At 61.5% G+C, this 15,639-nt stretch carries 12 protein-coding genes; 5 read left to right on the forward strand and 7 right to left on the reverse strand.

Annotation, left to right across the window (positions count from 1 at the left end):
- The 5 genes from G6035_RS16520 to G6035_RS16540 all read right to left on the reverse strand — a co-directional run.
- Window positions 1-439, reverse strand: a 439-nt coding sequence (locus G6035_RS16520) for an enoyl-CoA hydratase/isomerase family protein (protein WP_176618202.1), incomplete at its 3' end; no start/stop codon positions are given.
- A gap of 23 nt (window positions 440-462) precedes the next feature.
- The gene (locus G6035_RS16525; protein ID WP_176618203.1) at window positions 463-1,656 is read right to left on the reverse strand and encodes an acyl-CoA dehydrogenase family protein; all 1,194 of its coding nucleotides are present in this window, start codon (window positions 1,654-1,656) and stop codon (window positions 463-465) included.
- Between the two features lie 54 nt (window positions 1,657-1,710).
- Window positions 1,711-2,889, reverse strand: coding sequence for a CaiB/BaiF CoA-transferase family protein (locus G6035_RS16530; protein ID WP_176618204.1), 1,179 nt, complete (start codon window positions 2,887-2,889; stop codon window positions 1,711-1,713).
- A 34-nt stretch (window positions 2,890-2,923) separates the two neighbouring features.
- Entirely contained in the window at window positions 2,924-4,615 is a 1,692-nt protein-coding gene (locus tag G6035_RS16535) for an acyl-CoA dehydrogenase family protein (protein WP_176618205.1), read from the reverse strand.
- 68 nt (window positions 4,616-4,683) lie between these two features.
- Window positions 4,684-6,027 carry an MFS transporter gene (locus G6035_RS16540; RefSeq protein ID WP_176618206.1) on the reverse strand — a complete coding sequence of 448 codons (1,344 nt, stop codon included), beginning with the start codon at window positions 6,025-6,027 and terminating at the stop codon, window positions 4,684-4,686.
- A gap of 164 nt (window positions 6,028-6,191) precedes the next feature.
- On the opposite strand from G6035_RS16540, the gene G6035_RS16545 reads away from it, so the two are divergent.
- The 4 genes from G6035_RS16545 (at window position 6,192) to G6035_RS16560 (ending at window position 10,790) form a co-directional block, all read left to right on the forward strand.
- Window positions 6,192-7,136 carry a LysR family transcriptional regulator gene (locus G6035_RS16545; protein WP_176618207.1) on the forward strand — a complete coding sequence of 315 codons (945 nt, stop codon included), beginning with the start codon at window positions 6,192-6,194 and terminating at the stop codon, window positions 7,134-7,136.
- Window positions 7,137-8,077: 941 nt separating this feature from the next.
- Window positions 8,078-8,713: a hypothetical protein gene (locus tag G6035_RS16550; protein WP_176618208.1), complete on the forward strand. Its 636-nt coding sequence runs from the start codon at window positions 8,078-8,080 to the stop codon at window positions 8,711-8,713.
- Between the two features lie 1,058 nt (window positions 8,714-9,771).
- Window positions 9,772-10,431 carry a hypothetical protein gene (locus G6035_RS16555; RefSeq protein WP_176618209.1) on the forward strand — a complete coding sequence of 220 codons (660 nt, stop codon included), beginning with the start codon at window positions 9,772-9,774 and terminating at the stop codon, window positions 10,429-10,431.
- Window positions 10,428-10,790 carry a GntR family transcriptional regulator gene (locus G6035_RS16560; RefSeq protein WP_176618210.1) on the forward strand — a complete coding sequence of 121 codons (363 nt, stop codon included), beginning with the start codon at window positions 10,428-10,430 and terminating at the stop codon, window positions 10,788-10,790. The genes G6035_RS16555 and G6035_RS16560 overlap by 4 nt, the downstream gene beginning before the upstream one ends.
- A 160-nt stretch (window positions 10,791-10,950) precedes the next feature.
- Here the strand turns inward: G6035_RS16560 and G6035_RS16565 are convergent, their stop codons facing one another.
- Entirely contained in the window at window positions 10,951-11,520 is a 570-nt protein-coding gene (locus tag G6035_RS16565) for a hypothetical protein (protein WP_176618211.1), read from the reverse strand.
- Between the two features lie 1,339 nt (window positions 11,521-12,859).
- Between G6035_RS16565 and G6035_RS16570 the strand changes: the two genes are divergently transcribed.
- Window positions 12,860-13,507 (forward strand): hypothetical protein, encoded by a 648-nt coding sequence (locus G6035_RS16570; RefSeq protein ID WP_176618212.1) that lies wholly within the window; start codon window positions 12,860-12,862, stop codon window positions 13,505-13,507.
- 551 nt (window positions 13,508-14,058) lie between these two features.
- Here G6035_RS16570 and G6035_RS16575 read toward each other — a convergent pair.
- The gene (locus G6035_RS16575) at window positions 14,059-15,618 is read right to left on the reverse strand and encodes an ABC transporter permease (protein WP_176618213.1); all 1,560 of its coding nucleotides are present in this window, start codon (window positions 15,616-15,618) and stop codon (window positions 14,059-14,061) included.
- Between the last annotated feature and the right edge of the window lie 21 nt (window positions 15,619-15,639).

Here is a 15,639-nt window from a genome sequence, read left to right on the forward strand (position 1 = left end):
GTTGGGTGCCGCCCGCCCCCGGGATGATCCCGAGGTTGGTTTCGGGCAGGCCGAAGCGGGCGCTGTCCGAGGCGATGCGAATGTCGCATGCCATGGCAAGCTCATTGCCCCCGCCGAGGGCGAAGCCGTTGACTGCCGCAATGGTTGGCTTCTCGTAGTCCTCGAGGTAGTCGAAGAAGCGCTGCATGGTGGCCGTGAGGCCGTCGGCAAAGGTGTACCTCGCCAGCTGGTTGATGTCGGAGCCGGCAATGAAGGCTTTCTCCCCGGCACCGGTGAAGGCCACGGCACCGACCTCATCCTTGCCCGCAAAGTCCTCAAGGGCCTCACGGATTTCACGCACGACTGTAGGGTTCAGCGCATTGCGGGCCTCGGGCCTGTTGACCGTGATGGTGGCGAGCCCGTCTGCCAGCCCGGTGCTGATCGTCTCATAATTCGGCATTGCCGCAGTCACGTGCGCAGTCCCTAGCGGAAGGCGGGGATGCCGGTGATGTGGCTGCCCATGATCAGGGTGTGGATCTCGTCTGTCCCCTCGTAGGTGCGCACGGATTCGAGGTTGTTGGCGTGGCGCAGCGGCGAGTAGTCCAGCGTGATGCCGTTGCCGGCGAGGATGGCCCGGGCGTCGCGGCAGATCTGGATGGCCTCGCGGCAGTTGTTCAGCTTGCCGACAGAGATCTGCACGGGTTCCAGCGTGCCGGCGTCCTTCATGCGGCCAGTGTGGATGGCCAGCAGCGTGCCCTTCTGGATTTCCAGCAGCATGTTCACCAGCTTTTGCTGCGTGATCTGGTATGCGGCCAGCGGCTTGTTGAACTGCATCCGCTCCAGCGAGTACTTCAGCGCTTCCTCGTAGCTGTCGCGGGCGGCCCCCATGGCACCCCAGATGATGCCATACCTGGCCTCGTTCAGGCAGGAAAACGGGCCGCGCAGGCCCTTCGCGCCAGGCAGCACGGCATCCGCCGGGAGCCGGACGTCCTCGAACTCCAGGTCACACTGGATCGAGGCACGCATCGACAGTTTCGGCTCGATCACGGTGGCCGTAAAGCCGAGGGTGTCGGTGGGCACCAGGAAGCCGCGTACGCCGTCGTCAGTGGCCGCCCAAATCACCGCGAGCTGGGCAATCGAGGCCAGCCCGATCCACCGCTTGGCCCCGTTGAGCACCCAGCCGTCCCCGTCGCGCCGGGCGAAGGTGGCCATGGAAGACGGGTCCGATCCGGCGGTCGGCTCGGTCAGGCCGAAACAGCCGATGATCTCCCCGGCAGCCATGCCCGGCAGGTACGCGTTCTTCTGCTCCTCGCTGCCCCACTTGTGGATGGCGCTCATGGCCAAGGAGCCCTGGACCGAGACGAAGGTGCGCAGGCCCGAATCCCCGGCCTCAAGCTCCATGGCGGCTAGGCCGTATTCGACGGCGGTGCGGCCCGGACAGCCGTAGCCCTCCAGGTGCATGCCCAGCAGGCCCAGCGCCCCCATCTCCTTCGCGATCTCGACGGGGAAGTGTGCGTTTTCGTACCAATCCTTGATGTTGGGCCGGATGCGCTCGGCCACAAATTCGCGCACGGTGTCGCGCAGGGCTAGTTCCCCGCTGCTAAAAAGCGCGTCAAGGTTCAATATGTCGGATTTGGCCAGGACGGCCGTGTTGTTTTCTGTGGCGGGGGAGTTCACTGTCTGTCTCTTTCCAGGGGTCTTTGGGGTTGGCTGCGCGCGTAGGCTACGAGTTTAGCGGCCGGTGGCGGCCGGAAGCGGGCTGTAGCGGGGCAGCACCGTGCTGTTGTCGGCGCCGAGTTCCGGCGGTGCGATGCGGACCCGCGGGCGCTGTCCGTTGAAGTTGACGGGGAAGGCCACCTGCTGCAGCGCCCCGATGCGCGGGTGCTCCACTGTCTGGAGCATGTCCAGCGCGGTGGTGTGCGGGTGTGCGTACACCTCGTCCAGGCTGCGGATGGGTGAGGCCGGGATGCCGCGGGCGGAGAACAGCTCGCACCATTCGACGACTGTCTTTGCCTTGAGCGCAAGTTCCAGCTGGATGTTCAGCGCCTCGCGGTTTGCCAGGCGGCCGTTGTTGGTTGCCAAGACCTCATCCGCGCCGAGGTCAGGGCGCCCAATCGCGGCGCACAGCTTCTGCCAGAGTGCGTCATTGCCAATGGCTATGACGAAGTAGCCGTCTTGTGCCTGGTACGCCTGGTACGGGACGAGGTTCGGATGTCCGGAACCCAGCGGGCCCGGGCGCTTCCCGTCGGCAAAGTAGTTGGTTGCCCAGTTCACGTGCAACGCCAGCTGGCATTCATACAGCGAAGTTGTCACGTACTGGCCCAGCCCGGTGCGCGAGCGCTCCAGCAGGGCGGCAAGGAGGCCAATGATCCCGAAGAGTGAGGCGCCAAGGTCTCCCATCGCGAACCCTGCCTTCAGCGGCGCGCCGCCCGGTTCCCCGGTCAACGACATGAGCCCGCCGGCCGCTTGGGCAATCATGTCGTAGCCCGGCTCGTCACGCAGCGGGCCCTCGTCACCAAACGCGGAGATGTGCAGGATGACAAGGTGCGGGTAGCGCCCGGAGAGCACCTTGTAGTCGAAGATCCGCTGCAGGCCGGAGCCGGGGCGGAAGTTCTCCACCAGCACGTCCGCCTCCGCCAGCATGCGGTGCACCGTTTCCTGGCCTTGGGGGCTTTTCAGGTCGATGGTGACCGCCTTCTTGCCGCGGTTGATGGCCAGGTAGTACGTGGCGTCGGTGCCCGCAACCGGCGGGCCCCAGGAGCGGGTGGGGTCCCCGCCCTCGGGGTGCTCGACCTTCGTGACATCCGCGCCCAGGTCCGCCAGGGACATGGTGGCGTAGGGGCCGGCGAGGATCTTGGACAGGTCAACGACCTTGATGCCTGCCAGCGGGCCGGAGGTGGTGGGGTTCATCGTGTTTTCCATCGTGTTCAGCTTCTTCCGGCGCCTACTTGAAGACCTTGAGGGCGGCCTCACGGGGCACCTGTGCCCCGTCGACGATCTCGTCGAGCCAGGCCAGCGCCTCAGGGGTGCTGTCCGTCCGACCCTCAACGATCAAGGAGATGTAGGAGTTGGCGACCAGCAGCTTGCGGTACGTGCCCGCCGCCGTCATTTCATGCTGGGCCTGCTCAAGCAGCAGCACGGCCATGATCAGCCAGGCCAGTGAGTTGGTGTAGTGCCCGATGAGCGCCTGCGCATCCTCCGTGGACTGGGCCAGCATGTCGTCGCCGCGCTGGACAAGCTCGTGCCAAGCGTCCGTGAGCCGCTGGGCGCCGGGGGCGCAATCGGTGGATTCCAGGGCTGCGAGCTTCTCGGCCATGGCGGCCCCCACCACCTGGTGGGCGCCGTACTGCGTCATGCAGCGCAGCACGTCCAGGGCGATGACGTTGCTGGAGCCTTCCCAAATGGAGCCCAAGTGGGAGTCGCGCAGCAGCCGGGAGTTCGGCCAGTCCTCGATGTAGCCGTTGCCGCCACGGATTTCCATGGCCTCGCCCGTAACAAAGCGGGCCCTCTTGCAGATGTAGTGCTTGGCAATCGGGGTGAGCACGCGGATGAGCGCCTTGGCCCGCTCGTCGCCGGCGTCCGCCTTTTGCAGGGTGTCGCCGGAGTGGAAGATCAGCCCCAGGGCCGCCTCCGCTTCCAGCTGCAGGGGAAGGATGGTCATGCGCATGAGCGGCTGTTCCATCAGCGGCTTGCCAAACACCACACGCTGGCGTGCATGGGCCACGGATTCGGCGACGGCCCGGCGCATCAGGGCGGTCGAGCGCATGGCGTTGGACAAGCGGGAGGTGTTGATCATCTCAGCCATATGCTTGAAGCCACGGTCGAGCTCGCCCACCTGCAGGGCGTAGGCGCCGTCGAGCGTGATTTCGCCGCTGGGCATGGAGCGGGTGCCCAGCTTGTCCTTGAGCCTGTCGATGACGTAGCTGTTGCGGGTGCCGTCAGGGCGCAGCCGCGGCAGCATGAACAGTCCGACGCCGCGGGTGGTGCTGTCGCCGCCGGGGTACTTGGCGAGCGTCAGCACGACGTCGGCGTCGGGGTTGGAGGTGAACCACTTCTTCCCGCTCAGCCGCCAGGCGCCCCCGTCGGGCACGGCCTTGGTTTCGGTCATGGCGATGTCGGTACCGGCCTGCGTTTCGGTCATGAACATGGCGCCAGTGAAGCGCCTCTCGGGGTCGGTGGACGTCAGGCCTTCGATGTAGGCGCCGAACAGCTCCGGGTCGCCGAACTTGCGCAGCGTGCGCGCCGCGGCGTCGGTCATGGACACGGGGCAGGCAAGACCGAATTCGGCCTGCACAAAGAGGTAGGACAGCGCGTACTTGGCCAAGTGCGGCGCGACGCCCGTCCAGCCGTGGATGCCCCGGTGGGACAGGGCGGAGAGGCCGTACTGCTCGTAGGCCGCCTTGGACAATTCCAGGTAGCTGGGGTGGTAGCTGATGCGGTCCACCCGGTTGCCGTCGCGGTCAAAGTGCTCCAGCGTCGGCTTGTTCTTGTCGGCGGTGTCGGCCAGCGTGGCGAGGCGGCTGTCGGCGTCCTCGCCCAGTTGGTTGAGGACCGGGACAAGCAGTTCCCTGTCCGACGGGGCGAGGTAGCGCTCCACCAGGGGCATCAGGGCCGGATCGCTGGTTGCAAAGTTCATTGTGTTGCACGTGCCTTTCAAGATTTTTCAGTAAATGCCTGGTGCTGCGGCTCTCAGGCCATGGATTCTCAGGCCTCGGCAATTGCGAGGTGGCCTGGGCGATTGGCCCATGCTTTGCTGCGCAGCAGCACTGTCATGCACACCAGGGACAACAGCACGTAGCCCAAGCCGAGGAACACCACAGGCCAAATCGAACCGCTCACGTTCAACAACAGCTGGCTCAGGAATGGTGCAGTGCCGGCGAAGATCGCCGTGGAGACCTGGTAGGAGACGGATATCCCCGTGTACCGGATGTGCGCCGGGAAAAGCTGCGCCAGGATGCCGGCCAAGGCGGCGTAGTACATGCAGGTGGGCAAGGTGGCCAGTGCCATGCCCAGCATCGACAGGCCGATGTTGCCAGTGCTGATCATGAGGAACATCAGTGGCAGCAGCACAATTTCGGGCAGCAGCATCCACAGGACTGCCTTCTTGACGTCGATCTTGGAGGCCAGGATGGCCCCGAAAGGCTGGACGACCATCTGGAAGACCAAGGCAACGGTAATTACCTGCAGGAACTCCGAGCGGCTGTAGCCCAAATCCTTGGTGGCCCAGGAGAGCGCAAAGGTGGTCTTTACGTAAGTCAGTGCAACGCCGGCAACAACGGCGCCCATGGCGAGGAGCACAACGCCGCCGTGGTTCTTCAGCACCTCAGCAAGCGGGACCCTCTTCTGGAGCTTGGACTCGACCGCCTTGATCATTTCGGGCGTCTCGCTAATGTGCAGGCGGATGTACAAGCCGATGACGATCAGGACGGCGGAGGCCAGGAACGGCAGGCGCCAGCCCCAAGAGGTGAAGGCCTCATTGCTCAGGAATGTCAGGCCCAGGAATGCCAGCGTTGCCAGCAGGTTGCCCACGGGGGAACCCTGCTGGGCAAAGGCACCGTAGAGGATCTTCTTCTTGGGCGGCGCAAACTCGGTGGCAATGAGCACCGCTCCGCCCCATTCGCCGCCCATGGCCACACCCTGGATGACACGCAGCAGCACCAGGAGTATGGGAGCCATCACGCCAATCTGGGCGTAGGTTGGCAGGAGCCCCACCCCGACGGTTGCAGCACCCATCAGAAGCAAGGTGGTGATGACGGTGTTCTTGCGGCCGAACTTGTCTCCGAAGTGGCCGAAGATCACGCCACCAAGGGGGCGGGCGATGAAGCCGACGGCAAACGTTGCAAAGGCCGCCAGGGTGCCGATGGCCGGTGACGCATCAGGGAAGAACAGCTTCCCAAGGACCAGGGCCGATGCCGTGCCATAAATGAAGAAGTCAAACCACTCAATGGTGGTACCGACAAAGGCGGCCAGGCCGGCCTTGCGGGCCTGCCTTGGGTCAATGCCCAAGACGCTGGGTTCCTGCTCCGTTGATGCATTCCTGATGCTCATTCAATTCCTCCGAAAGGTGGGGGGCCTCACTCGCCCCTATGCTGTATGTCACTATTTCAGAATTGATTCTTTGAGTCCAAGACATAATTGCACAACCATTGATGTAGAATTCACAACAATGTAGTCGGCGCGGGCCGTCGACCAAACGAGGAGGCGCCGTCGGCATGGAATTCAGGCAATTTGAGGCATTTCTGGTGGTCGCGGAGGAACTGCACTTCGGGCGCGCCGCCGAGAAACTAAACATGGCCCAACCCGCCCTGAGCCGGATCATTCGCCTCCTAGAACGCGAGCTGGGAACCGAACTGTTCGAAAGGACAACGCGCAAGGTTCGCCTAACGCCGTCGGGCGTTGCGCTCCTGGAACCGGCGAAGGCCATTCACGTTCACGTCGACGGCGTCAAGCGCATCACCCGGGCCGCGAAGCAGGGCGAAATCGGCAGCGTCAAAGTGGGGTTTGCCGGCACGACCGGATATTCCATCCTTTCGATCCTGGCCAGGGAGGTTTCGCGCGAGCAGCCCGGCATCAGCCTTGAACTCCAGCCACAGCTCTACTCGGGAGAGGCCCTGACGTTGCTGCGTGACGGGGAGATCGACCTTGGAGTGGTCAGCTCCCCCACCCCAACGGGAATATCAGCGCACCTGGTGCGCAACGAAATCCTCATAGTTGCCGTACCGAGCGAGCACCCGCTGGCCGCGGAGGAGACTGTTAGTATTGCGGCGCTGCGGGACCAGCGATTCATCGCCTATCCGGCGTCGCACGGCTCCCGGATCCGGGACGCCATGGTCTCACTCTGCACGGCAGCAGGCTTCGTGCCCCACATCGCCCAGGAAGCACCGGACCCATACAGCCTGCTGGCTTTGGTGGGTGCCGACGTCGGAGTTTCCATAGTGGTCGGCTCGTCCAGGCACATCCAGGTCGACGGCGTGACGTACCGCCCACTTGCCCAGGCCACAAGCGTGCTGCCCATCGCGCTTGCCTGGAGAGACACGAACCCCTCACTCGCGCTGCGCACCGTCGTTGAACTTGCGAAGAACGCCTTTCCTCTTGAGGACGTTTCGATCGGAGGCTCAACACCTCACCGCCACCGGTCGAGGGGGAGGGTCACATAAAAACCGCGGAAACTAGCCAATTTTTGGGCCCGCGTGTTGAAAAAGATGAGCGCAATTTGAACCCAATGACGACTCAAACCTGTCACAAGGTCCGGGCGAAAAAGATGAGTAAAAGATGAGTTGGAGCAACGTTTCCCCATGCAAAGCCCCGGCCCACACAACATAACCGCAGGTCAGCGCCATGATTGTGCCCCGGGTCGGACTCGAACCGACGGCCAAGAGAAACTCAGGACTCTCATGCCAACAGCCTCCATTGACCGCCAAAAACCGCGTGTTTCCGAGGGAGTGCGGGACAGCGGGTCCTTTTGATATGCCAAGGATTGGCACTGGTTTTCGTTCAAAAACGTGAGTAAAACGTGACGAGGCCCTGCAGCGTAGCCCCGGAGCTGTTGTTTGATGGCCGTTTGCAGGTTCATCCACATGGTTGATGGTATGTCACTGGTTGTGAATGGGGGGCCGTCACTGTTCAACAATTCCTGTTATTTGAGGCGCGGTCTCGGCCCCACCAGCCGTGTGGCCATTATCGGCCGTGAAACGTGCTTTTTGTTGACTGTTTGCTGGGGGAGTGGGGCACCATTCACCCAAATTTGGTGGTCATTTGTCTCTGACTGGCCGACCTGGTCGGCCTAAATTGGGATCAATCTCGTACGCCAAACTGCGAACGGTTCAAGAGCGACGAGGTGGTAGACCGGAGAGCACTCGCGGGGGTTGCCGAGGACCGAATTGGTGAGGATGATGACGAGAGTAATGGGCCGGCCGGCACTAAGAAGGAGTTAAAAGCTGAGGGCCCCGCAGCTCCTGGCCGCGGGACCCTCAGTAATCCATAACAGGGAACCTGCCCCTGTCTTCTACTACAGTTTACTACTGTGAACAGGCGCGAACAAATAAGTGTTGAGGCGGTCCTGCTGAGGCGGCTGAGTCCACCGAGGTTGGCACCGTACTTGGACGCGGCCGGGAGCCTGCAGGGTGCTGTGCGGCTCTACCGGTGGAACGTTGAACTTTCTGGGGCCGTATACGAGGCGCTGCATATTTTCGAGGTGGTCCTGCGCAACGCCCTGGACGAGCAATTATGCGTTTGGAACGCCGGGCAGGTTGACCCGACCACGGGGGAGTCGCATTCCAGCGATTGGCTCCTGGATCCTTCAATCTTGCTGGAGCGCGTCGTTGGCCGGGACCTGCCAGAAGCGAAGAATCGTGCCGGTCATTCAACCAGGGCCCGGCCCAAGGATCAGCGTGATCCGTTGCACGCGGACATTCTTGCGGCTTTGTCCTTGGGGACCTGGCGATTCCTTCTCCCGGGCCGCAAAGACCTGGGCAAGAAACTGCTCTGGGATGAAGCGCTTCACCATGCTTTTCCGCATCTTCGGCGCCCGGTCCACGAGCTTGAACGGGCAGTAGACGGTGTTTATCGGCTGAGAAACAGAGTTGCCCATTTGGAACCACTGATCAACAGCAGCATCGCCGCACAGCTTGCCAACATGCGGACAGTCATCGGGGCCATCGACCAGGACCTGCTCTCTTGGTTCGCGTCCGTGGAGAAAATTGGGACCACCTTGAAGGCACGCCCAAATCCTTGACGCCATCGCCACTGTGGCTGAATCTACGTCCACCACCTACCGTTTTTCAGCCTAGCCATGTTCGTCAACGACGATAGGCAAGAAGGTCTGGCTTGTCGCGGACATTGTCAGGACTTCGTGGAACTTGAATTTCTTGGTAAATGCTTTTGGATAGTGATGGAGTCATCGCTGCTTGAAGATGTGGAGGGAGACACATGATGGCAACATTTATCGACGAGATGTTGGCGAAGGGCCCCGTTGGCAGGATTGCCGTGGGGGAGCATACGAAGCGCATGTTCGTTGAGGTCCGTGGCTGCATTTAACGGGAACAGAAACTTCACCTCGGAGGCGAAAGAATGACTTCCTCGAGAAGGTGAGAACAGCTGAACACTGTAAATCGGGACCAGTTTGCACCGCAACCAACTCATCTGAAATCCAAGCCGAGAGGCGTCCCGTATACCCTCCGCTCACCGGACAAGTCATCGAACGGGTCTTACGGGACGGTCGACTTTCCTGTGAATCTCGAAACTTCTAAATGCGCAGGTCAGGGCAGGGTACGTACCGTTTGAGGACCGACTTACGGAGCAGCAACCCCCGAAGGTCTTGTGCCATCTCATTGACACAAGACTAATTCGATGCTTGTATTGCCTTGTTGATACAAGGTGATATGACGGGCTGAAGATTGGAAGACTATGGGATCGACACGGTTACTCATCGTGATAGGAATCATTGGCTTAGTTGTAGCCGCTTTGGTGCTGGCTCTCCGCAAAATTCCACGCAGCAGCAATGACCTAGAGACACGAATTGAACGCTTATCTGGCCAGAATCTTGTAGTTGCTAAATCCTTTCTTCGGAGCGAGTCGCTGCGCTTAACGATTGCATTGGTTATCGGGTTTGGGACAGCCGTAGGGGTCTGGGCATCCGGCGGGGCTCTTGCGAATCTTTATGGGTTGCCGTACGCCCTAGCCGGCGCGGCGGGTTCCCTGACTGGCTTGCTGACAACCAACCTATGGCCGAAGTTCCGATGGCCGATCGATAAGCTACAGTCGAGAACTGCAGGGTTGGAGCCACGCAACGCCATGAGCTTCGGTAAACAGTGGGCTTTCATTCTTCCCGCAGCCACAGCAGTGCTTCTGATGCTCGCACTAGTCCTCGCAGGAGCCTACTCCGCTGCCGACGAGAAGGGTTTGCATAGGGTCTATGCTCACCGTTCTCTCTCCGGCTGGGGGGTCGAGAATGGACAGGTCGTAGACATCCAATACAACATGGCAACTACTGGACCCTTTCCTGGCTGGTACTACGGCCTGCCCCTTATTGCATGCACCGCCCTGTTCATAACTGTCGTTTACTGGACTCTGCGTCGCACTGCCCTAGCTGCACGTCCCACGGCCCCCGAACTTTTCGACGTAGACACCGCTATCAGATCGCTGCGCACCCGATTCGTCATGGCAGTTTCCAGCGCGGCGCTCGGATTCCAGATCGCCGGAGTAGGGGCCGTCACCGGGGTGGCGCTGCTCAATGCCAACTTAGAGCCAGTGCCCACCGTAGATCTCTACGGCGTTCCAAGCACCATCGAAATCGAGCCAGGCTATACGCTCGCGATATTACTGATTCTCGTGTCGCTTGCGATTGCGGTCGCCACCGTTACTCTTCTCGTTAGAGCTGTCGCAACGGCCCTAAAAGTAGTGAGCGCTACCCGCTCCATCGAAAATCAAGTAGTACCGCAGGCCACGCTGTGATTACGCTAGACCCGGCCTCGCCTACTTCGCCAGCAGAGCAGATCAGATCTCAACTTGAGGCGCTCATCAGAACCGGCCAACTTGCAGAAGACACGCGCTTGCCCACGGTCCGTCAGCTGGCAGCTGACTTACGTGTCGCCGCAGGAACGGTGGCCAAAGCCTATAAGGAGCTTGAAAGCGTCGGCTTGATTCGAACCGGGCGTGCCGCAGGGACCCGGGTAAACTCAGGCTTTGTCACCGCTTCACCAGTATTGAACGCCGCTCAGGTTTTTACTCGATTAGCAATAGACGCGGGACTTAGCCTCGACGAGGCCCAGGGGATCGTAGCCACCGGATGGAACAGCCACTACGGGAACTGATCGATTTTCCTTCACTCGTAGCGGCGACCCCGGCAGGGGCGACCGAGCCGCTATGCTGCGTGCCCGTTGGTAAACCCAGCAGCCCTGCGTTGTGGCACCGAAGCAGGCATGCGCCCTCGCGTTCTCTCCTGCCCCACATCTGTCCCGCAGGAGGTTCCACTTACGGGGACGGGTCATTCTTGACTGGCGTGCGGGAACCGTTGATTGCTTCTGCTTCTGCTTCTGCTTCCGCTGCCTCTGCAAGGTCTTCATCGGAAATGCTTAGCATCAGTGTGCTGTCGCGCATGGTGAAGAGATGCGTGACTATTTCGCGGCCATTTGCCTTCCAGATACTAGGCGGCACGTCTTCGTCTTCCCACGGCCTTATTGGCTGGCCATAGAGATCCGTCAATTGGCTCGACACGGCGTCGTGGCCAAGGCGGGTCGCAGTGGCCTCCGCCTCGGGGAAGACATATAGGTGGAAGTGGACGCTCATGAATTTGCCACGAAACAAATTCCATGAGGCAAAGGAAATGCCTGGTACTTCAGTGAGGAGGGTGAATGATGCCGTAGATGATTCGTCCGCGTCATGATCCAAGCGTTCTCCGGATTTGAGGCGGAGGCGCCTGAAGAGAACCTCGCGGTCCTGATCGGAGCGTGGCCATGGTCCTTCCACCAGTTGCGACACTAGGGCAGTAACTGTGGCTGGATCGGGTATCAGTTCGCTTCTTGGTTCTATGATCGCGGGCATACGGCGACACTACCGCCAGAACAAGCGAAAAACAGCCTCCTGCCTTCAATCATTCAAGAAAGTGATGACTCGTGGCCACTGGCCCCGACCAATCTCGTGCACCGCATTCTCGCCCCCACGCGAGAATCAGGTACTTCTTGTCCCGCAGGAGGTTCCCCTTACGGGACGGGTTCGGTGTCTGGCCGGCTGGAAGGCCACTGAGTTGGAATGGATCTGCCGCAGCCGACCGTTGGGCTGGTGGTTCATGGCAAAACTGTCGAATTGCGTGAGCTGGAAGATCGAATCTGCCGCTCCGGGTTGATTGCAGTCTCGAGGGAAGGTCTTGGCTGAACGATGGTCATCAGTGCCGTGAGTAGGTCGAACGGAGGGCCAAAACTTAGCAGCCGCAGGCCAAAGCTCGCCAGGCCGGGAAAATCCGCGGAATCACGCGGATTTCCCGCCCGTCGGTTGAAAAACGGGACGATAAATGGAGGCTTAATTGGACCCGAACAACCCAAAAACATGACCAACTTTTCGATCAAAAACGTGAGTACAACGTGAATTGCCGCCCCAGCGCGCACGTCCGAATCAGTAAAACCGCAGGTCAGAGGCCCTTTTTGTGCCCCGGACTGGAATCGAACCAGCGACCAAGAGAAACCCAGGAACCTCATGCCAACAGCCTCCAATCGACGCCAAAAACCGCTGGTTTTCGGGGGAGTGCGGGACGACAGTGCCCCTTTGGCATGCCAATATTTGGCATGGGTTTTCGTTCAAAAACGTGAGTAAAACGTGACGATGACCTGCAGCGCAGCGCCGGAGCTGCTTTTTGATGGCCGTTTGCAGGTTCATTGACATCGTCGACGGCATGTCACCGGTTGTCGAGAGCGGTCCGTCGTACTGCAACAATTCTTGTTGTTTGAGGAGTGGTCTCGGCCCACCAGTCGTGTGGCCAGTGTCGACTGTGAAATGTGCATTTTGGTGACTGATTGTTGGGGGAGTGGAGCACTATCCACCCTAATTTGGTGGCCATTTGTCTCCGACTGGCCGACCTGGTCAGCCTAAATTGGGATCAATTTCGTGCGCCAAACTGCGAACGATTTTGGCAGCGAACAGGTGGTAATTCGGAGAACACCCGCGGAGATTACCGAGCACGGAATGGGTGAGGATGACGACGGAGGTAGTGGTGGCAGGCACTAAGAAGGAGTTAAAAGCTGAGGGCCCCGCAGCTCCTGGCTGCGGGACCCTCAGTAATCCATAACAGGGAACCTGCCCCTGTCTTCTACTACAGTTTACTACTGTGAACAGGGGCGAACAAATAAGTGTTGAGGCAGTCCTGCTGAGGCGGCTGAGCCCGCCGCGGTTGGCACCGTACCTGGACGCGGCCGGGAGCCTTCAGGGTGCCGTGCGGCTCTACCGGTGGAACGTAGAACTGTCCGGTGGGGTATATGAGGCGCTGCACATTTTCGAGGTGGTCCTGCGCAACGCCCTGGACGAGCAATTATGTGTGTGGAACGCGGGACAGATCAACCCGACCAAAGGTGAGCCGCATTCCAGTGACTGGCTTCTGGATCCCTCGGTCTTGTTGGAACGAATTGTTGGCCGGGACATACCAGAAGCGAAGAATCGCGCCGGCCATTCAACCAGGGCCAGGCCCAAGGACCAGCGCGATCCGTTGCACGCGGACATTCTTGCCGCCATGTCCATGGGGACCTGGCGATTCCTTCTCCCAGGACGCAAGGACCTGGGCAAGCAACTGCTCTGGGATGAAGCACTCCACCATGCTTTTCCGCATCTTCGGCGACCGGTCCACGAGCTTGAACGGGCAGTCGACGGTGTCTACCGGTTACGCAACCGTGTGGCTCATTTGGAGCCACTGCTCAATAGCAGCATCGCGGCACAGCTTGCCAACATGAGGACAGTCATCGGCGCGATCGACCAGGACTTGCTGTCCTGGTTCGCATCCGTGGAGAGAGTCGGCGCCACCCTGAAGGCACGCCCGAAACGTTGATGGTACAGCGACCGTGGCTGACTCAACGTCCACTACCTCCGGTTTTCGGCCCGGTCATGTTCGTCAACGACGAGGGGCAAGATGGGCTGGCTTGTCGTGGACAGTTCAGGACGTCATGGGACGTGAAGCATTCATGCCCATGGTCCAGATGGTGATGGAGTCACTACTCATTGTGGATTTGGCGAGATGAACCGCCATGGCACCCTTCGTTGCAGGGTTATTGGTGGCGAATCGTCGCGTTGACCGGGCGGGTGGTGGGGAAACTTGGGTGGCACATGCTCGATGAGGTCCGTTCCCAGCTTCCACGCGAACGGAAGCATTGGCGCGAGGGGACTGAATGACTTTCGCCAGGCTATTTCTTTGGCCGGCCGCTGTTGTTGGCCGCAGCCTTCGCGCCGGCCCCGTTTCTGGAATCGACGTAGAGAAACGTCACGCGGACCCAGCCCGTCACCGGCCTCAACGGGGCGAGTCATGGGGGACGCATCGGGCAGCACGATCAAAAGGGCAGCTCAGCGTCCCTGGTTCCCGGTAAGGGATGCAATAGCCGGGTCTTAGCCTTGGGGGACCCCGCGCCGGCTGAAGGCTGCAAAACCGATCGCTCCGAGGATTAGGGCGGTGACGGCCATCAGGGTGAGGGCGCTGGGTTGGACGGCGCCCAGCGGGGGGTTGCCGACGTGTGTGGTCGGGGAGATGTCGAGCACCCACTGGCGGAACTTCAGGCCAGGGCCAAGGAACGCGATGAACGTGACCACGGCGTAACCGGCCCAGGCAATCGCGAACCACCGCGGACGCAAGCCATAGAGCGCCAACGCCAGCCCGGCGAGCACAAGCTCGGCCGGAAGATAGGCCAGCCCGGAGGACAGGGTGGGGCCCAGCTCTGCCATGTTGCCGACCGAGACTGCGGTCGCCAGGGCCAAGACCAGGGAGGATCCGAGCACGATCATGATGAGTCCACCGAGCACCACCAGCGTGTGCGAGGCTAACCAACCAGTCCGGGACAAGGTGCCGGACAGCCGCGTCTCCAGTCGTCCGTCGGCTTCCTCGGCCCGAAGCGTGCCGATGGCCTGGACGAGATACCCGGCGGCGATGACGGCCAGGTAGAGCTGGGTGGCCGCGACAAACCCGTCCAAGGGCCTGCCGCCGGCGACACCCAGGGCCTGGGCAAGGGCAGGATTGCCGGCCATTGCACCCAGGAGCTGCTGGGACAGCGCCCCCATCATCCCGGCCAGGAGCACGCCGCCGGCGAGCCAACCAAGAATCGCGGGGCGGTGGATCCAGGCCGCGAATCCAATCGGGCTGCGCATGGGTGCGGCTGCGTGTTGGGGGCCTGCGCCGCTATGGACCAGGGCGCTGCCCAGATCCCGCCGGGCAGCCAGCCCCAGTGCCGCGACCCCCAAAGCGAGGCCGATGGCCACCGGGATTGCCAGGGTCCACCACCGCTGGTCCCCGAAGGGTGCCGCCTTTTCCGCCCAGCCCAGCGGAGAGAGCCAGCTCACCCACGTCTGGGTCGCGTCGCCGACGCCGCGCAGCACATACGATGCCGCAAGGACCAGCAGGGACCAGAGGTAGACGCCTCGGGCGTGCTGGGTGAGCTGGGCCAGCAGTGCCGCAAGCCCGGCAAAAACGAATGCCAGTGCGCCCAGGGACAATGCGTAGAGGACCGCACCGGCAACGGGGACACCGGAAGCTGCCAAACCGACGGCGAACAGGACCACCGTGACGGTGATCGTAGCAGTGGCCACAAGGAGGGCGGCCAGTGTGGGTTCATGGCGGGCGATGCGCCCGCCCAGGAGCAGTTCAAGCCGGCCGGACTCTTCCTCGCGGCGCGTCGCCCGCGCCACCAAGGCGATGCCCAATAATGGCAGCAAGAACGCGGCCATGAAACCAAACTCGTCCTGGATGACCCCGCCCAGGGAATCAATGCCCTCGACCTTGCCATTGATGGCAAGCAGGGCATTGCCGGAGGTGACGGCCTGGGCGTAGCTGTGGATCTTGTCCGGGCTGTCATAGAGGGACGCGACACCGGCTGCGGTGCCGATCATGGAGGCGCCAAGCACGAGCACCCACAGCAGGGCGCTGCGCCGCTGGATGCGCCCGACGATGCGCAGCATGATTCCCAACCCGTTCCTCCG

This window comes from Arthrobacter sp. SDTb3-6 (assembly GCF_013376095.1).
Lineage (GTDB): Bacteria > Actinomycetota > Actinomycetes > Actinomycetales > Micrococcaceae > Specibacter.